Origin of the sequence: Bradyrhizobium sp. JYMT SZCCT0428 (assembly GCF_018131075.1) — a bacterium.
Taxonomy (GTDB): Bacteria; Pseudomonadota; Alphaproteobacteria; order Rhizobiales; family Xanthobacteraceae; genus Bradyrhizobium.
Genome location: NZ_JAFCLS010000008.1, coordinates 116,772 through 136,421, shown reverse-complemented (window position 1 = coordinate 136,421; position 19,650 = coordinate 116,772). Strand labels below are relative to the sequence as shown.

General features: G+C 62.6%; 16 protein-coding genes. 5 read left to right on the top strand and 11 right to left on the bottom strand.

Going from position 1 to position 19,650, the window contains the following annotated elements:
- Positions 1-2 precede the first annotated feature (2 nt).
- From JQ575_RS10770 to JQ575_RS10760, 3 genes are all read right to left on the bottom strand, one after another.
- Positions 3-1,088, bottom strand: coding sequence for an ABC transporter ATP-binding protein (locus JQ575_RS10770; protein WP_212033177.1), 1,086 nt, complete (start codon positions 1,086-1,088; stop codon positions 3-5).
- Complete coding sequence (glpD, locus tag JQ575_RS10765; RefSeq protein WP_212033176.1) at positions 1,085-2,626, bottom strand: glycerol-3-phosphate dehydrogenase; 1,542 nt, start codon at positions 2,624-2,626, stop codon at positions 1,085-1,087. Before glpD ends, JQ575_RS10770 begins: the two co-directional genes overlap by 4 nt.
- 135 nt (positions 2,627-2,761) lie before the next feature.
- Entirely contained in the window at positions 2,762-3,676 is a 915-nt protein-coding gene (locus tag JQ575_RS10760; protein ID WP_212033175.1) for a DMT family transporter, read from the bottom strand.
- Positions 3,677-3,759: 83 nt separating this feature from the next.
- On the opposite strand from JQ575_RS10760, the gene JQ575_RS10755 reads away from it, so the two are divergent.
- Entirely contained in the window at positions 3,760-4,359 is a 600-nt protein-coding gene (locus tag JQ575_RS10755) for an ABATE domain-containing protein (RefSeq protein ID WP_212033174.1), read from the top strand.
- Positions 4,360-4,366: 7 nt separating this feature from the next.
- On the opposite strand, the gene JQ575_RS10750 is transcribed toward JQ575_RS10755, so the two are convergent.
- Together JQ575_RS10750 and JQ575_RS10745 are read right to left on the bottom strand one after the other, a co-directional pair.
- Positions 4,367-4,750, bottom strand: coding sequence for a RidA family protein (locus tag JQ575_RS10750; protein WP_212033173.1), 384 nt, complete (start codon positions 4,748-4,750; stop codon positions 4,367-4,369).
- 173 nt (positions 4,751-4,923) lie between these two features.
- Complete coding sequence (locus JQ575_RS10745; RefSeq protein ID WP_212033172.1) at positions 4,924-5,754, bottom strand: DeoR/GlpR family DNA-binding transcription regulator; 831 nt, start codon at positions 5,752-5,754, stop codon at positions 4,924-4,926.
- A gap of 252 nt (positions 5,755-6,006) precedes the next feature.
- Here JQ575_RS10745 and JQ575_RS10740 point away from each other — a divergent pair, with 252 nt between their 5' ends.
- Positions 6,007-7,149: a hypothetical protein gene (locus tag JQ575_RS10740; protein ID WP_212033171.1), complete on the top strand. Its 1,143-nt coding sequence runs from the start codon at positions 6,007-6,009 to the stop codon at positions 7,147-7,149.
- 42 nt (positions 7,150-7,191) lie between these two features.
- On the opposite strand, the gene JQ575_RS10735 is transcribed toward JQ575_RS10740, so the two are convergent.
- Together JQ575_RS10735 and JQ575_RS10730 are read right to left on the bottom strand one after the other, a co-directional pair.
- On the bottom strand, positions 7,192-9,921 hold the full coding sequence (locus JQ575_RS10735) for a bifunctional diguanylate cyclase/phosphodiesterase (protein WP_212033170.1): 2,730 nt from the start codon (positions 9,919-9,921) through the stop codon (positions 7,192-7,194).
- A gap of 225 nt (positions 9,922-10,146) precedes the next feature.
- A complete protein-coding gene (locus JQ575_RS10730) occupies positions 10,147-10,338 on the bottom strand; it encodes a hypothetical protein (protein ID WP_192738492.1) in 192 nt (63 codons plus the stop codon).
- 245 nt (positions 10,339-10,583) lie between these two features.
- Here JQ575_RS10730 and JQ575_RS10725 point away from each other — a divergent pair, with 245 nt between their 5' ends.
- Entirely contained in the window at positions 10,584-11,015 is a 432-nt protein-coding gene (locus tag JQ575_RS10725; protein WP_212033169.1) for a BA14K family protein, read from the top strand.
- 3 nt (positions 11,016-11,018) lie between these two features.
- Here JQ575_RS10725 and JQ575_RS10720 read toward each other — a convergent pair whose 3' ends face one another.
- From JQ575_RS10720 to JQ575_RS10705, 4 genes are read right to left on the bottom strand one after another with little or no spacing between them, the layout of a single operon-like run.
- Entirely contained in the window at positions 11,019-11,453 is a 435-nt protein-coding gene (locus tag JQ575_RS10720) for an acyl-CoA thioesterase (protein WP_212033168.1), read from the bottom strand.
- The gene (locus JQ575_RS10715; protein ID WP_212033167.1) at positions 11,450-13,546 is read right to left on the bottom strand and encodes a 3-hydroxyacyl-CoA dehydrogenase NAD-binding domain-containing protein; all 2,097 of its coding nucleotides are present in this window, start codon (positions 13,544-13,546) and stop codon (positions 11,450-11,452) included. The genes JQ575_RS10720 and JQ575_RS10715 overlap by 4 nt, the downstream gene beginning before the upstream one ends.
- A 2-nt stretch (positions 13,547-13,548) precedes the next feature.
- Positions 13,549-14,832, bottom strand: a complete 1,284-nt coding sequence (locus JQ575_RS10710; protein ID WP_212033166.1) for an acetyl-CoA C-acetyltransferase — start codon at positions 14,830-14,832, stop codon at positions 13,549-13,551.
- Positions 14,832-17,099: an acyl-CoA dehydrogenase gene (locus JQ575_RS10705; protein ID WP_212033165.1), complete on the bottom strand. Its 2,268-nt coding sequence runs from the start codon at positions 17,097-17,099 to the stop codon at positions 14,832-14,834. Before JQ575_RS10705 ends, JQ575_RS10710 begins: the two co-directional genes overlap by 1 nt.
- Before the next feature lie 1,345 nt (positions 17,100-18,444).
- On the opposite strand from JQ575_RS10705, the gene JQ575_RS10700 reads away from it, so the two are divergent.
- A complete protein-coding gene (locus JQ575_RS10700) occupies positions 18,445-18,621 on the top strand; it encodes a hypothetical protein (RefSeq protein WP_212033164.1) in 177 nt (58 codons plus the stop codon).
- A gap of 71 nt (positions 18,622-18,692) precedes the next feature.
- Complete coding sequence (locus JQ575_RS10695; protein WP_212033163.1) at positions 18,693-19,640, top strand: hypothetical protein; 948 nt, start codon at positions 18,693-18,695, stop codon at positions 19,638-19,640.
- Positions 19,641-19,650 lie beyond the last annotated feature (10 nt).

Sequence of the window (19,650 nt, the reverse complement as noted above, 5' to 3'; positions counted from 1 at the left end):
CCTCAGGCGTTGTCTTGTTTAGGCGCCGCGACCAGACGGTCGGCGGCGTCGAACACGAAAAGATTGTCGGGGTCGAGCACGGCGTCGAGCACGTGGCCCGGCTCGAACTCGTGGACGCCCTGCAGCACCGCGACCCAGTTCGACGCGTCGCGGCTCAGATGCACGAAGCTTTCCGAACCGGTGATCTCGGTCACGGTGACGGTGGCCTGAAACGCGTGGCGGCCGGCGATGCCATTGGCGACTTCAAGCTGATGGGCGCGGAAGCCGACGCGATAGGGCCCATCGGCAAGTGACGCATAAAGCCCGCTGGCCGGCGCCTGGATGCCGCCGGCATATTGCACCGTGCCGTTTTTCTTTTCGATGCCGACAATGTTGAGCGGCGGATCGGAGAACACCTGCGCCACGCGCAGCGTATCCGGATGGCGATAGACCTTCGGGGTATCGCCGGCCTGCAGGACCTGGCCTTCCCACATGCAGACGGTTCGGCCACCGAGCAGCAGGGCTTCGGAAGGCTCGGTGGTCGCATAGACGAAGATCGCGCCCGACGCCTCGAAGATGCGCGGCAATTCGGTGCGCAACTCCTCGCGCAGCTTGTAATCGAGATTGGCGAGCGGCTCGTCGAGCAGCACCAGATCCGCGCCCTTGACCAGCGCGCGCGCAATCGCGGTGCGCTGCTGCTGGCCACCGGAGAGTTGCAGCGGTGTGCGCTGCAGATACGGCTCGAGCTTGAGCAGGCGCGACGCCTCCTGCACGCGCTTTTCGATTTCCGCGCGCGGCTTGCCCTGCACCCGCAACGGCGAGGCGATGTTCTCATAGACCGTCAGCGAGGGATAATTGATGAACTGCTGATAGACCATCGCGACCGAACGCTTGCGCACGTCGAAGCCGGTGACATCGTTGCCGTCGACCAGCACGCGGCCTGATCCCGGCCTGTCGAGCCCGGCGAGCAGCCGCATGATCGAGGTCTTGCCGGAAAGCGTCGGCCCGAGCAGTACGCTCAGCGTGCCGCGCTCAAGCGTCAACGACACATCGCGGATGGTCGCGATGCCGTCGACGGTTCGTGTGACGCGATCGAGCGTGACGCTCATGTCCGTCCTCCCGCTTCACGCAGGGGTCGTTCACCGGACGTGCGATGGGCGGCCATCCATTCGTCGAGGACGGCGATTTCGCCCGCGGACAGCCGCAATCCGAGCTTGGAGCGGCGCCACGCAACGTCTTCGGCGGTGCAGGCCCATTCGGCCGACATCAGGTACCTGACTTCGCTCTCCGTCAAGGTCGCGCCAAAGGACTGGCCGAGATCGGCCATCGATTTCGCGTTGCCAAGCACCTTGCTGGCGCGGGTGCCATAGGCATGCGCCAACCGCTTCGCATGTGCGGGAATGAGGAACGGATAGTCCCGCGTCAGTTCCGCCGTCAGCGCCGCGATTGCGGAAACATCCATGTCGCCGCCGGGCAGCGCGGCCTTGCCGGTCCAGCCTTCCTTCTTTGAACTGCGCAAGTAGGGCGCCAGCCGTTCCAGCGCTTCTTCGGCCAGCCGCCGATAGGTCGTGATCTTGCCGCCATAGATCGACAGCAGCGGCGCGCCGCCGGGCGTATCGAGTTCGAAGACGTAATCTCGCGTCGCAGCTTTCGCTTCGCTGGCGCCGTCGTCGTAGAGCGGACGCACGCCCGAATAAGTCCAGACCACGTCCTCCGGCTTTACCGGCTTTGCCAGATATTCGCTGGCGGAGGCGCAGAGATAGGCGATCTCCTCGGTGGAGGCCTTCACCTTGGCCGGGTCGCCGTCATAATCGCGATCGGTGGTGCCGATCAGCGTGAAATCATCCTGATAGGGAATGACGAAGATGATGCGGCCGTCGGCGTTCTGGAAAATGTAGGCGCGGTCGTGGTCATAGAGCTTGCGCACCACGATGTGCGAGCCCTGCACCAGGCGAACCTTTGCGCGTGAATTGACGCCCGATCCCGACGAGAGCACCTGTTCGACCCAGGGGCCGCCGGCATTGACCAGCGCGCGCGCCTGGATCGTGGTGCGCGTGCCGCTTGGCGTATCCTCGACGGTGACGTGCCAGACGCCGTCGACCTGCCTGATCTCGACCGCCCGCGTGCGCGTGTGGATCTCGGCGCCGCGATCGGCCGCGTCGCGCGCCGTGAGCACGACCAGGCGCGCGTCATCGACGAAGCAGTCGGAGTACTCAAAGCCTTTGCTGTAGCGGTTGGCGATCAAGGGTTTTCCGACCTCGTCATGCGCGAGATCGACCGAACGTGTCGGCGGCAGCAGATGACGGCCGCCAATGTGGTCGTACAGGAACAACCCTAGCCTCAGCAGCCAGGCCGGCCGCAACCCCGAATGGTGCGGCAAAACGAAACGCAGCGGGCGGATGATGTGGGGCGCGATCTGCCAAAGGATTTCGCGCTCGATCAGCGCCTCGCGCACCAAACGAAACTCGTAATATTCGAGGTAGCGCAGCCCGCCATGCACCAGCTTGGTCGACCAGGACGACGTCCCGCTCGCCAAGTCGTTCATTTCACAAAGGAAAACGGAATTGCCCCGGCCCACCGCATCGCGCGCGATGCCGCAGCCGTTGATGCCGCCTCCGATGATGGCGAGGTCGAAAATCCGATCCAACAGACGCTTCCCCGGCGATCGCCTCTTCACTTCGGCGATTTAACTTTCGGATCGGAGTTAATCACAAAGAAAAACGAAAGCAAATCGAAAATGGGGAACCAGTCGGTTTTCTATGGAGCGAATTGACCGGAGCCGTCAGCTCCGCCGTTGCGGCAGCGGCCCGCCGCTGACGACGTAAACGCCGGTGGAGATGCCTGCGATCGCGATCCAGTCGATTGCCGTCGGCCACTCACCCAGAACAGGAATGGCCATGACGGCCGTCAGCGCCGGCGACAGCGCTGCGAACGCGGCACCGCTGGAGGCACCGAGAAGGCTGACCGCCCGTCCATAGAAAACCAGTGAAACGATCGCCGTCAGAAGCCCCTGCACGATCGCCTGAAGCACCAGGTCTTCCCGAGGGGCCTTGGCGAGACTGATACCTTCCACGGCGAAATAGACGGGTATGTAGATAAACAGAGCGCCGACCGCGGCGACAGCAGCCGCATGCAGGCCATCGAGCCGCGCGCGACGCATCGCGACCGTGTAGCAGGCCCATGCCACGGCAGAACCGAGAAACAGCGCGTGCCCGATCGTTTGCCCGGAGCCGACTGCGCCGCCAGCGTTCCAGGCGATGGCGAGGACGCCGAGCAGGATCAGCACGAAGCCAAGCTTTTTCGCATCCGTGAACGGCTCGTGCAGGATAGCCGCGGCAAGCACCGCCACCGCCAGCGGCATGACGCCGGGAAACAGCGCGCCCGCATGCGCCGCTGGCGCGAACAACAGGCCAGCATTCGCCAGCAGGACCGGAGCGCCGCCTCCGACCACGATCGCCGCCAGCCCGATCCAGCCGAGCCGCTCGAACGCGAGCCCCTTGCGCATCACGTAGGGCAGCAGGAGCAAGCCGGCCACGCCAAAGCGAAGCGCTGCGATGTCCCATGGCGTCAGGCTGGTCCGCAATCCGAGACGCGCCACCACGATCCAACCGGACCAGATGCTGACGGCGGCAAGGCCGTAGAGGACGCCCCGGAGATATTGCGCGGCAGTGCGGCTACCGACGGTGAGATCAGCCATCATCGCCTCCGACCGCAATGGACATCATAACCCCTTTGATATAATTTACAGGTTATGATGGAGCGCAACATGAGGCAAGCAGGATGAGCGGCCGCGCCAATCCGTTTGAATGGAGCGGCGGCCACCCGGCGCTGGATCTCGTGAACACCCTGGACGAACGTCCCTCACCCTCGCCAATCGAGAACCTTGCCGCGTATCGTGACCTGGTACGGTTCGCTGCGCTGGCGGGCCTTATCGACGATCGGACGGCCGCGCGCCTGAAGCAGCCTGGAAACAGCGGCTCGCATATTGCGAAACGCGCGCGCAAGCTCCGTGAGCACCTCCATGATGTCCTCGCTGCCGCGCATGCTCGGCGGCCGGCGCGGCAGTCCGACCTCGACGCGCTGTCTGCCGCGATCCAGGCGGCACATGCGGCCCGGACGCTGGTCGCATCGCCCTCACCCGGGTTGGCCGACCGCCGCTGGTCACCTGCGCTGGCGCATGAAATCCCACTGCATGCCTGTGCGCTCGCGATCGAGCGTCTGCTCGTTGACGAGGAGCGCAAGAGAATCCGCAAATGCGGAGCCTCGGACTGCGACGTCTATTACCTCGACACCAGCAAGGGCCAGCGCCGGCAATGGTGCAGCATGATCGGTTGCGGCAATCGCGAAAAGCAGCGGCGATGGCGCTGCGCGACGCACTAGAAAGGCTTCAACCCGCAGCCACCGCCTCGATCTCAAGCAGCCACGCCTCGTCGAAGATTCCGGCGATGACGACGGTCAGCGCGGTTTCCCGTCTGCCAAGCACATCGTTTCGCACCGCGCGATTGATCATGGTGTAGCGCCGATCCGCGAGGTAGGTCCGGTGCATGACCAGATTGTCGAGGGTCATGCCGGCGGCCTTGAGCTGCGCCTCGACGTTGCTCCAGGCGAGCCTGCACTGCGCTTCAAAGCCCTCGGGCACCGTGCCGTCAGCCGCGGCCGGGATTTGGCCGCTCACAAAAAGCATCCTTGTGTGACCGGTGACCTCAAGCGCCTGGCTATAACCAGTCGTCGGCACGAGTGCCGCTTCGGAATTGATGCGTCGGATCTGCATTCGGTTCTCCTTTTTCCCGAGAGAACCTCGTGCACCGGCCGATCCAGCACAAACCATTTTTTCTGCACTGCTGGATTAGATTTTCTATTCCAGGTCAGAATTCTCATGAAAAGGCCCCGGACGATGCCGGGGCCTTTTTCATGCTGGAACGAAGTGATCAGTACTTACCGCGTTTAGCGCAGCCGCGTGACGGTCGAAGCCGTCTCTGCCACCGGCTCATCGATATCGGGCGCCGGCTTGTCCATCGCCTCGACCACCTCGATGCCGCGGGTGTGGCAGATGTTGGCAAGCCCGGCGGGAAGCGCGGCGTCGGTCACGAAAGTCTGGATCTGGCTGAGATGGGCGATGCGCACCGGCGCGCTGCGCCTGAGTTTGGTCGAGTCGGCGACCAGCATTACGCTGCGCGCGTTCGCGATGATCGCCTGCGCCGCCTGCACTTCGCGATAGTCGAAATCCAGCAGCGCGCCCTCCTCGTCGATCGCGGAGGCGCCGATGATGGCATAGTCGACCTTGAACTGGCCGATCAGGCTGATTGCCGTCGAGCCGATCACCGCCCCATCGGCGCGGCGCACCGCGCCGCCCGCCACGATCACCTCGATGCGCGGATGGCGATACAGCAGCATCGCGACGTTGAGGTTGTTGGTGATGACGAGCAGGTCCTCATGCGAGGTCAGCGCACTGGCGACCTCTTCGGTCGTGGTGCCGATGTTGATGAACAGCGAGCAGCCGTTCGGAATCCGCGAGGCGGCCGCAATGCCGATCGCCCGCTTCTCTTCGGCGGCGACGAAGCGGCGCGCTTCATAGGCGAGGTTCTCGACGCCGGAGGCGATGATGGCGCCGCCGTGGATCCGCGTCAGCGAGCGCTGGTCGCAGAGATCGTTGAGGTCCTTGCGGATGGTCTGAGCCGAAACCTCGAAACGCTTGGCGAGATCCTCCACCATCACCCGGCCGAAGGCGCGGGCGATGTTGAGAATTTCAGTCTGGCGGTTGGACAGTCCGGCCACGGGTGGCACCTCAGGGGAAAAGTTTCTTATCGTGCGGTGGTTTGTGGTTCCGGTCAACGCGGCCGAAACCGGACGCGCCCGAACATCATGGTTAACCATCCCTTAAAAAGGCGGCGTGCGAGAGGCATGATGAGCCCATTGGCATTGCGCCCGCCGTATTTTACCGGTGCGATTTTGCCGTTCTTAACGGTTTTGTGATTGCATTGCCGCCGCTGGCCCGAAAAACGGGTCAGATATCGGAAAATCGCTGCGATGCGGGTCGATCGAATCTGGGAATTCCTCCAGCGGTTGAGCCCGCTGACGCGCAGCTGCCTGCTCACCGAGCTGGAGCGGCTGGAGGCGTGCGGCGTCGACATGCCGGGCACCGCGGACCTGCAGGCCAGGTTGCGGGCCGAACTGCGCCCGGACGGACCCAACGAAGCTCCAACGCCATCCAAATATTTCTTCGCGCCGCTGGAGCCGCTGGTCGTCGCGGGAGCGCCGGAGCACGCCAATACGGGCCGGATTGCGCGGACTTCACTCGTTCCGATCTGGGAATGGATCAACCGCGATCTGCTGCCAATCATGGCCCGCGACTACGAAGACCAGATGAAGGGGTTTATCGCCTCCAACAGGCCGCGCGACGCGCAGCAAGCGGCATCGATCTTCCAGACCAAGGTCGCAAAATCGCTGGAGGGAAACCTGGCTTCGGCCGATGGCGCGGAGCGGGCACGCACCAAGCTTGCGGCCTACACGGCTTCGCCGTCGGTGTATAGCGACCTCGTCAAGATCATGGGCGTGCTGCGCGCACGCGAGGCGCTGGCAGGGTTTGGCAAGGCCTTGCCGGAAAAGATCCTGAAATTCAACGACGCGCAGGTCGACAAGGTCACGTCGCTGCTGGATGCATTCCGGAAAAAGGACCCCGGCGCGGTACCCTTTGCGCTGGCGCTGGTTGCTGGACGTCTCAAGACGCCCCGCGAATTGCTCCGTCTTGCCACCAAACCCGCGCGCAGCCGGCGCGCAACCGACGTCGCAGCGACGCCCTATGCGATAACCGTCTCGATGGTGCTGGACCAGATCGACGACAAACGCATCGCCTTGCGCGTTGCCCTGAAGAAAAACCGCGTCGTCGACGCGCGCGACATCCTGGCCGACATCGACAAGACTGAAGCCGCGGTGCAGGCCGCCATCCGCGAACTCGCGGCCTCCGAATGGGGCGCGCGGCTGCGCGACATCAGGAGCGCGATCGTGGCCGATGTGGAGACCGAAGTGAGCCGGTTTCCCGATGAAGTCGGCCACATCCTGCAACTGCGCGGCGCGCGCGGCAATGGATTGTTGTCCGGCCTGGCCTGGAAGGGCCGCGATGCGATCAGCGATAGCGCCGCATTCTGCAAGCGGCTGATCGGTCAGAGCTGAACGCGGCTCCGGCGCTCGCGCGGTCCGCGAGACGCCTTTGGGTTATGTCGCGGTGCGCATGTGGCCGGTTGCATCGCCGCGGCCCAGCAGATTGGCATAAACTTCGATCCGGCGCGGACGCCCGACCAGATAGCCCTGCATTTCATCGCAGCCCTCTGATATCAGCGTCCTGAGCTGATCGTTGGTTTCGACACCTTCAGCCAGCACCGGCAGTCCGAGCCCGTGCGCGAGGCCAATGACGGCGCGAACGATCGCCAGCGATCGATCGGTGCGGCCAAGACTGGCGATAAAGGACCGGTCGATCTTGATCCGGTCGAGCGGGAAGCTTTGCAGATAGGACAGCGAGGAATATCCGGTTCCGAAATCGTCCAATGCAATGCTGACGCCCAGCCTCTTGAGGCCTTTCAGCATCAGCGTCGCACGTGCAACGTTCTCGATCAGCACGCCCTCGGTAATTTCGAGTTCGAGACGCGCCGGCGAAATACCGGTTTCGCGCAGAACATCGCCTACCAGTTGCTGCAGATTGCCGCGGCGGAATTGAATCGCCGAGACATTGACGGCGACCTGCAGCGGCGCCTTCCAGCAAGCAGCTTCGCGGCATGCCTCGCGCAAGACCCATTCGCCGACCTCGACAATCAGATCGGTTTCCTCGGCGATCGGGATGAACTCCGCGGGCGGAACGAGGCCGCGTTGCGGATGCATCCAGCGCACCAGCGCCTCAAATCCGATGATCTCGCCCCTGGCATGGCGCTGCGGCTGATATTCCAGATAGAGTTCGCCGTTTGCGACGGCCGATTTCAGATCGTGTTCCAGCGCCCGGCGGTCACGCAACTGCTGATCCATCGTGGCGGTGAAGAAACGTATCGCGCCGCGGCCTTCGTGCTTGGCACGATAGAGCGCCGCATCTGCGTTGGCGAACAGCGACCGCGCGTCATCGCCGTCGCGGGGATAGACCGCGATCCCGATGCTGAGATCAAGCTCGAAGGAATGGCCGTCGATCTCGATATCCTGGTCCAGCGCACCGCGCAGCCGGTCTGCGAGCAGTTCCGCACTCGATGGCAGCGGGTCCTGTTCGGTGATCGCGATGAATTCGTCGCCGCCGACCCGCGCCAGGAAGGCGCCCTGTGATGCCATCTGCAGACGCCGCGAAGCTTCGCGCAGCGCCGCGTCGCCCATCGAATGCCCGAACAGATCGTTGATCTGCTTGAAGCGGTCAAAATCGATGCATAGGACCGCGAAGCTTCCGCTGCGTTCTTGGGCCGCGTCGAGCACCTTCGAAAAATGACCATCCAGTGCGGCGCGGTTCGGCAGATCCGTCAGCGCGTCATGCCACGCCAGATGCAGGATCCGCTGTTCCGCGCGCTTGCGATCGGTCATGTCGAACGCCACCGCAACGCAGGCATCGCGGCCGTTGTAGCGCAGCGGACGCGCCTCGATCGCCACCTCGATTGTTCTTCCATCGGCCGTGACGTGAGGGCGGGTATCGTGCGCCGTCTGCATGCCCTGATGCTGGCGGAATTCGTCGCGAACCTTCCTGATGTCCTCCGGAATACGCAGATTCTCCACGCTCATCGACAGCATCTGCTCGCGCGAGTATCCGTAGTGCCGGCATGTCGCGGCATTGACGGCGAGAAGCTCGAGCGTATTGACGTCGGCCACCCACATCGGAAGCGGATTCTCCTCGAACAACAGGCGGAACGAGGCTTCGCGACGCCTCAGATCGGTGATGTCCTCGTGCGTCGCTACCCAGCCGCGATCCGGCATCGGCCGGTGGCAAATCCGGAAAACGCGGCCATTGGCCAGTTCAACAACCGAGTCGTGCTGCTCCGCGCTGACGACAAGCTGATCGCGCCAGGCGAGGTATTCTTCCTCGGTCATCGCGGGATGGCTTCCCGCCTCGAACCGCAGGTGGACGATCTCTCTGAGCGAGATACCAGGTTTGACGCTGTCCGGCGGCAAATCGTACATGTCGACGTAGCGGCGGTTGCACACAATGAGGCGCTGCGCGCCATCGAAGAAGCAAAGCCCCTGCGACATGTTGTTGAGCGCCGAATCGAAACGGTCGGCGATTTCGCGCGCGTTGGCTTGTTGCGTAAGGGCAGCCAGTTCGGCGCTCCGCGCCCGCTCGCCTTCGACGGCGAGGTCCGCGCGCGAAGCGACGAGATTCACCAGGTCGGAGTAGTTGGTGTTGATCATCCGGATCAAGAGCACCACCAGCATGCAAAGATTGATGCCGATACAGACGTGCAGCGCTTCACCCGAGATCAGCAACCGCAGCGAGATCGGAACTGCCGAAATGAGCAGCGTGAGCCGGGCGGCGCTCGGGAAACTTCCGAGGCAGTAGGCGCTTCCGACCGAACCCAGGAAAACCAGCAGCGCCAACGGCGCGCGCGAGTCCGCCTCGACGCTGTCGAACAGCACCAGGGTCCAGACCGCGAAGACGGCGTTGAGCGCTGACGCCAGGATGCGGGTCTTGAACAGATGCTTGAGCGCCTGCTCAGCCGTCGGCACCACCTTCCGGAGCTTGATCCAGTAGATCATCCTGATCACGCTGATCAGCAGCAGCGCGCCGGGCACACCGAAGCGGAACCAGAGCGGCAGCGAGGCCGGCAAGACGTAGGAGACGCTGACGCTCTCGACGATCAGCACGCCGTAGAGGACGGGAATTTGGCTCGTCAGAATGCGGAACTGCTCGATCAGCAACGCACCGCCCGCCGGGGTGGCGGCGCTGCCGATGTAAAACCACCGTCGAACATACCTGCGAATATTCATCAGGGCGCCATACCGATTGGTCGGCAAGGCTAGCTGGGGGAAGGAAATTGCGCGTAAAAAACCTTGGTAAAGGGTGAGCTTAAAATCGTCGGAAATCAGCGCAGTTCCAACGCGCCGCGGCTTCCGTCAGGCGGTGAAGCTGGTCGGTACTAATACGGACCGGAAATGCAGAATCTGCGTCGCCCTTTCGGCGGCTCTGAGTCCCGCGATGACGGGACGGCTGCTTCACGCGGCCAGCGTCAGATCGCCGGTGGCAAGACGCCTCGCCGCGCGCTCGGCTTCGCGGGCATTGCGGAACAGCTGGCCTTCCAGCTGGTCGAAACGACGAGAGGCCGCGAAGAAGCGGTACCCGCCGGGGCCACGCACGACGATCCCGGCGGTCTGCGAACCGACTTCGATAATGTAGGTATCCGACATATTTTCCAGCCTCGATGGCATTCCGCGCAAATAACCGAGCGCCTGTCGAAATGTTCCTCAGCCCGGCAAGCGCGCCTACACGGAAACGTCATCGAGGATTGTCTGGCGAATCAGCGCCCGGCAAGGCCGGTTCAATACGGATTCGTGGGAAAAACGGCCGCTCCGCAGGCTTGACCTGCGACAAAGTCGCCGCCAGTGTTCCCTGCGAATCCAGTGATTTGCGACAAACAGGCCGGAGAACGGACATGGTATCGAAATTGGCGGTTACGACGCTTCTGGCCCTCGCGATTTGCGCACCGGTCCAGCAGGCCGCAGCGCAGGATGCGATCGGCGGCGCGATCGTCGGTGGCGTGCTGGGCGGTGTCGTCGGCGGCGCCCTCGGCGGACGCGGCGGCGCGGCGGCAGGCGCCATCATCGGCGCCGGCACCGGAGCTGCGATTGCATCCCAGGGCGAGCCCCGCCCGGGCGGCTACCGCTATTACAACAACGGCTGCTATGTGGAGCAACCCGGCGGCTGGGTCGCCGTTTCGCCGCGTTATTGCGGCATGGAAGCGCAATACGTCGCGCCGCCGCAGCAGTATTATGACGACACGCCGCGCTGCATGCGCTCGCGGAGTTATGATCCGCGCCGCGGCACGTTCATCGGCCGTGACGGGTACGAGCGTCCCTGCCCGTAAGATTCAGGTCGCAATGACCGGAGCGCCATCCCGCTGGATCACCTGCGGGTGGCCCTGCTCGTCGATCGAGACGTAGGTAAAATTGCCGTCGGTCACCAGGATCGACTCCTGGGGCATATCCTTACGGCGCAGCACCCAGGCCTCGAGATGCACCGTGATCGAGGTCCGGCCGATCCGGACCAGATTGGCATGCACGGAAACGAGATCGCCGACATAGACGGCTTTCCGAAAATTCATTGCATCGATCGCAACCGTGACGGTCCGCGACTTCGCAATTTTTGAGGCAAACACACCGCCGCCGATATCCATCTGGCTGAGCAGCCAGCCGCCAAAGATGTCGCCATTGGCGTTGGTATCGGCCGGCATCGCCAGCGTGCGGGTGCAGAGATCGCCGCGCGGCTCGGTTTCCGTATTCAGCGGGGCATGCGTCTCGGTCACCTGAAATTCTCCCAGCCCGCATCGGGCGTGAATCGGCCGCCGAATTTTTCCGTAAGCGCCCACAATGTCGAGACCACATTATCCACGCCGCGGGTACGGGCATAGTTCAGCGGGCCGCCGCGGAACGGCGCATAGCCGGTGCCGAAGATGACAGCGCCGTCGACCACATCGGCATTGTCGACGATGCCCTCGTGCAGGCACGCGACGCAGACATTCGACATCGGCAGTATCAGGCGATCGATCATTTCGGCCGATGGTTCTGTCACGGAGGGAGCGGCCGAAGAGGTGTCCGCCTTGCCGTCCTTCCAAATATAAAAACCCTTGCCGGACTTGCGGCCGAGTTCACCCTTGGCGACCTTTTCGCGCAGCCATGCCGGCGTCGGCGGCAGGGCGTCGCCGAATTTCGAGCGCAACATGTCGCCGACGTCGAGGCAGATGTCGAGGCCGACCTGGTCGGCGAGCTCGATCGGACCCATCGGCATGCCGAATTTTTTCGCCGCGGCGTCGATGACCGATTTGTCGATCTTCTCGTCGAGCATCACCATGGCTTCCAGCATATAGGGCGTCAGCGCACGGTTGACGAGGAAGCCCGGCGAAGACTTGACCGGCAAGGGCAGGCGGTCGATGGCGCCGACGAACGCCAGCGCCTCCTTCAACAATTGCGCGTCCGTGCCGTCGTGGCTGACCACTTCGACCAGTTGCAGCCGCGACACTGGATTGAAGAAATGCAGGCCGAGCAGCCGCTCGGGCTTTTGCAGACTGGTGCGCAGATCCTGCAGCGGAATGCTCGACGTGTTGGTGGCGAGGATCGCGCCGGGCTTCATGATTGGCTCGAGCCCGGCATAGACCTTCTGCTTCAGCGCCAGCTTTTCCGGCACCGCCTCGATGATGAGATCGGCGCTGCGGACACCCTCGCCGCCCATGTCGGGCATCAGCCTGTCCAGCGCATCCCGCACATCGGTGCGCTTGCGCAGAATCTTGCCGAACAAGTCAGACGCGCGCTTGATCGCGCCGGCGATCGGCTCGGGCTTCATGTCTGCCAGCGTCACCCGCATGTCCTGACCTGCACACCAGGCCGCGATATCGCCGCCCATGGCACCGGCGCCGATGACATGAACGTGCTTGATCTTGTTGCCGCTGCCGGCGAGCTTCTTCATCTGCTCGCGCAGGAAGAACACCCGGATCAGGTTCTGCGCCGTCGGCGTCACCATCAATTTGGCGAATGAGGCCTGTTCGGCGCGCAACATGCCGTATTTGTCACCGCCGTAGCTTTCCCAGAGATCGATCAGGGCATAGGGCGCGGAGTAATGTTCCTGCGGCGCCGCCTTGGCCGCCTCGCTGCGCATCCGCGAGGCGAGGAGTTTGCGCGCCGGCTCCCAGTTCAGGACCGAGGTCAGCAGGCCGGGTGCGGCGCGCTTCAGCCGCCCGAACACGGCATCCTTCACCGCGCTGCGGACGTGCCGCTCCTGCGTCACCGCGTCGACCAGACCCAGCGATTTGGCCTTGCGGGCGTCGATGGTCTTGCCGGTCAGCATCAACGGCATCGACTGCATCGGATTGACCAGCTGCGTGAAACGCACGGTGCCGCCAAGACCGGGATGCAGACCGAGCATCACCTCGGGAAAGCCGAAGCGCGCATCATCGATCGCGATCCGCATCTGGCAGGCCAGCGCAACCTCGAGGCCGCCGCCGAGACAGAAGCCGTGGATCACGGCCACTGTCGGCAAGCGCAGCGCCTCGAGCCGGTCGATCACCTTATGCGCGCGGCCGATTTCGGTCTCGACGGCCAGCACATCGCTCGCGCCGCGAAACGCGTTGACATCAGCGCCGGCGATGAAGCCGGATTTTTTCGCTGAACGGATCACGAGGCCGGCGGGCCGTGCGCTTTCGAGTTCGCCGAGCACCTTGCCGAGTTCTTCGATCAAATCGGCCGACAGCGTGTTGGCGCTGGCGCCTTCGCGGTCGAACAGCAGCCAGGCGATGCCATCGGAGTCACGGGTCAGCATGAAATTTTTGTACGGTCCGCCCGCGTCGGGCTTCGGCCCGAGTTCGAGCACGCGATCGCCGAGAACGCCCATGATCCTTGATTCCATGATCACACCGTCTCTATCAGCATCGCGCCGCCCTGCCCGCCGCCGATACATTCGGTGGCGATGCCGCGGCGTGTGCCGAGCCGCTTCATGGCGTTGACGAGATGCAGCACGATGCGGTTGCCGCTGCAGCCGACGGGATGGCCGAGGCTGATCGCGCCGCCATCGACGTTCATTCTGGTCTGGTCGATGGCACCGGCCGCACCGTCGAGGCCCAAAATCTCCTCGCAGAACTTTTCGTCGTTCCAGGCTGCGAGACAGCCCAGCACCTGCGTCGCAAAGGCCTCGTTCAATTCCCAGGTTTCGATATCGCCGAGCGTCAGCTCGTTGCGCTTCAATAGTTCAGTCGCCGACAGCACCGGACCGAGGCCCATGATCGAGGGATCGAGCGCCGACCATTGGCTGTCGAGGATGACGGCCTTCGGCGTCAAGCCATGTTTGGCAACGGCTTTCTCGGAAGCGAGGATCACCCATGACGCGCCGTCGGTGATCTGCGAGGAATTGCCGGCGGTGACCTTGCCCCAGGGCCGTTCGAACACCGGCTTCAGTTTTGCCAATGTCTCGGCCGTGGAATCCGGCCGCACGCCGTCGTCATGGTCGTAGAATTTGCCGTCGCGGGCAAAAGCGGTTTCGACCTCGCCCTTCAGCCAGCCCTGGCTCTGGGCATTGGCGAGCCGCTTGTGGCTCTCGGCGGCATAGGCATCGGACTGCGCGCGGGTAATGCCGAAGAGATGCCCGACCACCTCGGCGGTCTGGCCCATGTTGAGGTCGGTGATGGGATCCGTCAGCCCGCGTTCGAGGCCGATGATCGGTTTGAAATAGGACGGCCGCACCTTGAGCGCGGCCATGATTTTGGCGCCGATACCGCGGGCACCGGCAAGGCCGGCGAACCAGCGCACGCCCTGCTGCGGCCACACCAGCGGCGCGTGGCTCAGCGCCTCGGCGCCGCCGGCCAGGATCAGGTCGGATACGCCCTCGCGGATGTAGCGGTAGCCGGTGTCGATCGACTGCATGCCGGAGCCGCAATTGATCTGCACGGTGAAGGCGACCATTTTTTCGCCCATGCCGAGCCGCAACGCTGCGACCCGCGCCGGGTTCATCTCGTCGGCGATGACGTTGACGCAGCCCAAGATCACCTGATCGAAGGCAGTGGGCGCAAAGGGCTGCCGGGCCAATAGCGGCCGGCCGCATTGCACGGCGAGATCGACCGGGGTGAAGGGACCGGGACCGGAACGCGCTTTCAGGAACGGCGTCCGGCTGCCGTCGACAATAAAAACCGGTCGCGCCATCAGCTCGCTGCCCTCTGCTCACCCAATTCCTGGAAGAATTGATGCACGTCGGCGGCTTTCCTGTAAATCGGCGACAGCGCTTCCGGCGCAAAATCGTCGACCTCGATCACTTTTGCGACAGCTTCATGCGCGGCGGCCAGCTTTTCGCCCTCGGATTGGGTGATGACGCCCTTCTGCACCGCCTCTTTCCAGTCGTGCAGCCGCGCGGCGTGCAGTTGCTTCGCGGCGGCCTCTGCCGCAGTCACCAGCAGGAACGCCTTTTCCAGCCGGGCAACGCCCCGATCGTCATCCACGTGTGACAAATCCGCCGTCAGCCGGTCACGCGCCGCCGACGGCGACAGCACCAGCTGCGCGCAGAGATGGACGACCCGGTCTGATGGCCCGACCACCCGCGCCCCGAACGGCTGGATCAGGAATTTCAGGATGGTTGCGACGAAGCGATTGGGCAGATTATTGAGTATTTCGGCAAAGCGGTTCTCGATGGTCTTGAAGCCGCTGGCCATGCACCATTCCAGTGCGGCGAAATCGGCTTGCTGGCGGCCTTCGTCCTTCCAGCGCTTCAGCGCGGCCGAAAGCAGATAGAGTTCGGAGAGGATATCGCCGAACCGGGCCGAGAGCATTTCCTTGCGCTTGAGCGCACCGCCGAGCGTCAACAGTGCCATGTCGGCGCAGAGCGCGAACGCCGAGGAGTAGCGCGAGAGCTGGCGATAGAATTTGGTCGCATCGCCCGCGTCCGGCGCCGGCGCGAACATGCCGAACGTCCAACTGCGTCCCCAGGCGCGGAACATCGTCTTGAAACTATGCCCGACATGGCTCCAGAACGCCTTGTCGAAAGCATCCAGCCCTTTGGCGCGGTCTTGCTCGCCGAGCGCGTTCATCTCGTCGAGCAGATAGGGATGGGCGCGGATCGCGCCCTGCCCGAACACGATCAGATTGCGGGTCAGGATGTTGGCGCCTTCGACGGTGATGCCGACCGGCACCGAGCGATAGAGATGGCCCAAATAATTCTGCGGGCCGTCGATCACCGCCTTGCCGCCATGGATGTCCATGGCGTCGTCGATCGCGATCCGCATCCGCTCCGTGGCGTGCAGCTTCATGATGCCGGAAATGACCGCGGGATGGTGGCCCTGGTTCAGCGCCGCACAGGTCAGCCGCCGCGCGGCGTCAAGCAAATAGGCCGTGCCGGCAATGCGCGCCAGCGGCTCCTCGATGCCTTCGAATTTTGAGATGGAAATGCCGAACTGTTCGCGGATGCGGGCATAGGCGCCAGAGGTGCGCGCGGCATAGGCCGCACCGGCGGCCGACAGCGACGGCAGCGAGATGCCGCGGCCGGCGGCAAGCGCCGTCATCAGCATTTTCCAGCCCTGGCCGAGGCGTTCCTGGCCGCCGATGATGTAATCCATCGGGATGAAGACATCATGGCCCCAGTTCGGGCCGTTCTGGAACACCTGCATCGCTGGCAGATGCCGCTTGCCGATTTCGACGTCCGGAAGATGCGTCGGGATCAGCGCCACGGTGATGCCGAGTTCTTCCTTTGAGCCCACCAGATGATCGGGGTCGTAGGCCTTGAAGGCGAGGCCGAGCAGCGTCGCGACCGGGCCGAGCGTGATATAGCGCTTGTGCCAGTTGAGGCGCAGCCCCAGCACTTCGCGGTCTTCGAACTGGCCCTTGCAGATGATGCCGGTGTCGATCATCGAGGCAGCATCGGAGCCGGCTTCCGGACTGGTCAGCCCGAAGCAGGGAATGTCGCGGCCATCGGCCAGACGCGGCAGCCATTGCTGCTGCTGTTCTTTGGTGCCGAAGCGCATCAGGAGTTCGCCGGGCCCGAGCGAGTTCGGCACCATCACGGTGACGGCGGCGGTGAGCGAACGCGACGACAGCTTTCGAACCACCTCGGAATGCGCGTAAGGCGAGAAGCCGAGGCCGCCATACTCTTTGGGAATAATCATGCCGAAGAATTTGTGGCGCTTGATGAAGATCCACGCCTCCGGCGGCAGGTCGCGCCATTCCCAATTGATCTTCCAGTCGTCGAGCATCGCACAGAGTTCATCGACCGGACCATGGAGGAAGGCTTCTTCTTCCGCCGTCAGCGTCGCCGGCGCGTAGCCAAGCAATTTGGACCAGTCGGGATTGCCGGTGAAGAGGTCCGCGTCCCACCAGACGTCGCCCGCCTCCAGCGCCTCGCGCTCGGTGTCGGACATCGACGGCAATACGCCGCGGGCCCAGGAGAAGATCGGCTTGGTGATGAAATCGCGGCGGAAGCTCATGGCGGTCTCATGGATCGGCGGCGCGGAAGGCTATTTTAGCTGATGATGCGGGGTTTGGGTGAACAGTTCGCCTTGAAAATAGGGCGAAATTGACGCGGCCGGGCGGCTGATAACGGCTTTGGAGCTTGTCCGTTCCGGGATGTGGGGTGCATGTCTTCGTGATCCGACCCCTTGATGACCCGTCATCCTGAGGTGCGAGCGCAGCGAGCCTCGAAGGATGAATCGGCCACAGTTGGGCCGTCGTCCTTCGAGGCTCGCCGAAGAGGCTCGCACCTCAGGATGACGGAAAACACACTTACGCATTCCCGCGGCTCATTTCGCCCGAGTTGTTCAAATCTCGCCGCCCCCAGAAAAATTCAGAGGGCGCAGGGAATGCCGGGTGCGCGCTGCACCCGCGGTCTCGTGTGCGATTGTGCAACAAGATGGTGCACACGAGCATACAGGGCAGCGGAGAGCATCCGACATTCCCTGCGCAATGGCTTTACGGCTTATGACGCGCTCTCCCCGGCGAGACGGCCTCTATTGCTACCGTCGCCCCTCGGAAGCGTTGGCTCCCGAAAGACTTGACGCCGTTACGGGCGCCAGGACCACGCGTCTTTACCGTACGCCCATGTCGCGCCCGTCAAGCGCAACACCGGCGTCCACCACATCCCACCCCGCGTCCGGACGATCGCGATACGCCCCTCGTAGAGGGATGAGACGGGGGATATTTGCCACGTGAGTCGGGGTGGTCGTCAAGGGATAGTTCTGGAAAACGGAAATTAATTTGCGAGGCGCAAAGTGTGACGTCGTTCAGTTCAGGCCTGTAGGCGGATTGAAGCCACAACGCCCAGGTCGGCGACGGGATAGACACTAGGTGATACAGCGAATTATTGGGTTCGCTGAAATTGCTAGGTTTTCTGAGGTTGGGTTGCAAAGAATGTAACCCTTAACGATACAAATCGTATTGCGCGAATATGCGCGTGTGCATACCGTGCACGAAGTTCAGTGAGACTGAAATTGAGTCTTGCTGGAAGGGTGTGGAGACCCCGGTATCCCGGAGCCTCCACCGCTTGAGTCCCCCAACGGGGCTGCATGCTACGGCGGGCATACGTTCCTTCCGTAACATGGATGGTCCCTAGCTCTTCCTCGGAAGAGATAGGACCGCCACCAGAACGCCGGGACCGGTGTCGGCCGGTCCCGCATCTGGACGGCGAATCGGTTAGTGCCGACTCGCATGGGTATATTTGACGCTCCGCAGTCCGGGAGTCCACGCGGAACGCTTCCGTTCCCCATGTTTTCCGTATTACTCGGGGACAAAGTGTCCTCAGAACCGGCTTGTTAACAGGTCGACCAAGAAATTCGCTTGACGAAAAAGCAGAATCAAGCGCCCGGGCGAGGTCTTGAAGCGGATACTCAAGGCGAAGCCGACACTGCAAAAGCCTGCCGTCAAGCCAGTCAATCCGGAAAGCCGCCAAGACAGCCAGTAAGCCAGCACCAAAGGTTTGGTTGTGTGGAAGCCAGTTTGATGATCAAAGATTGAGCCGGGGCTGTTGAATGTCGAAGGTCGGATTTCAATTACGATATGATGGACCTGCGCTCTCAGAGCACGGGATGGATGTTGCCGATCTTGCACCGGCGCTCTTAGCTCTTGGTGAGTTGATCAAGCGAGCTAACTATGCCGTTAATGGCGATGCTTCAAAAGTAAATTTGATCGTTCAGTCGGATTTTGAACACAAGTGCTTCCAAGTGAACTTGGAACTAGTTCAATCGATCTTGAGCACTATTGGCTCTTTCCTTACGGATGAGCACACACTCAAGAGCGCCCAAAACATTGCTGGCTTGCTCGGTTTGATAGGGGTGCCAACAACCGCCATCGGTCTTTTCGCCTATCTTGTTCGTCGCAAGGGCAAGGAGGTTGAGAGCGTCACGCCCTTAGCCGGTGATGAGACCACAATTGCAACGTCCGATTCCCACGGAACGGTTGCAGTCAAATTCAAGGGCGATGGTGACGGCAATACAGTCGTCGTAAATCAAAATGTTTATCTTCTGGGAGAAGATCCGGTCGTTAGAGATTACGCAGCGAAAGTAGTTTCGCCCTTGAAGCGCAAGGGCATCGATACGCTGCAATTCAATCCCGAGACTCCCGCCAAAGGCGTGTTGATAACCAAGTCAGATGCTGAAGCCATCATTTCCGGCCGCGCCCAGTTGAAAGAGACGGAAGAGGAAACATTTGAGCCGCAGCCAATCGTTGCGCATCTTCAAATTAGCCGACCGGATTTTGAACCGAAGGCCCACATTTGGCGCTTCCGATATGGAGACAGAACTATATCGGTTGACATTGGAGAGACCGAAATCGCGGAACAGGTTCGGGCGCGCGGGTCTGTGGGGCTCGCAGATACTTGGCGCGTTAGAATGCTTGTAACAGAAAAGCGAACGACGGGTGGCAACTACAAGAACGAGTATAAAATCGCCGAGGTGTTGGAGTTCATCCCAGCACCCCGACAAGCCATTTTCCGTTTCATTTCTGATGACGAAGATAACGCCAACGAAGAAGATTAGGGGTGGATTG

What these genes read in the sequence shown, in the direction of transcription:
- JQ575_RS10770 (WP_212033177.1), bottom strand. Translation starts at nt 1,088, where the DNA reads ATGAGCGTCACGCTCGATCGCGTCACACGAACCGTCGACGGCATCGCG.
- JQ575_RS10760 (WP_212033175.1), bottom strand. Translation starts at nt 3,676, where the DNA reads ATGGCTGATCTCACCGTCGGTAGCCGCACTGCCGCGCAATATCTCCGG.
- JQ575_RS10755 (WP_212033174.1), top strand. Translation starts at nt 3,760, where the DNA reads ATGAGCGGCCGCGCCAATCCGTTTGAATGGAGCGGCGGCCACCCGGCG.
- JQ575_RS10750 (WP_212033173.1), bottom strand. Translation starts at nt 4,750, where the DNA reads ATGCAGATCCGACGCATCAATTCCGAAGCGGCACTCGTGCCGACGACT.
- JQ575_RS10740 (WP_212033171.1), top strand. Translation starts at nt 6,007, where the DNA reads ATGCGGGTCGATCGAATCTGGGAATTCCTCCAGCGGTTGAGCCCGCTG.
- JQ575_RS10735 (WP_212033170.1), bottom strand. Translation starts at nt 9,921, where the DNA reads ATGAATATTCGCAGGTATGTTCGACGGTGGTTTTACATCGGCAGCGCC.
- JQ575_RS10730 (WP_192738492.1), bottom strand. Translation starts at nt 10,338, where the DNA reads ATGTCGGATACCTACATTATCGAAGTCGGTTCGCAGACCGCCGGGATC.
- JQ575_RS10725 (WP_212033169.1), top strand. Translation starts at nt 10,584, where the DNA reads ATGGTATCGAAATTGGCGGTTACGACGCTTCTGGCCCTCGCGATTTGC.
- JQ575_RS10715 (WP_212033167.1), bottom strand. Translation starts at nt 13,546, where the DNA reads ATGGAATCAAGGATCATGGGCGTTCTCGGCGATCGCGTGCTCGAACTC.
- JQ575_RS10710 (WP_212033166.1), bottom strand. Translation starts at nt 14,832, where the DNA reads ATGGCGCGACCGGTTTTTATTGTCGACGGCAGCCGGACGCCGTTCCTG.
- JQ575_RS10705 (WP_212033165.1), bottom strand. Translation starts at nt 17,099, where the DNA reads ATGAGCTTCCGCCGCGATTTCATCACCAAGCCGATCTTCTCCTGGGCC.
- JQ575_RS10695 (WP_212033163.1), top strand. Translation starts at nt 18,693, where the DNA reads ATGGATGTTGCCGATCTTGCACCGGCGCTCTTAGCTCTTGGTGAGTTG.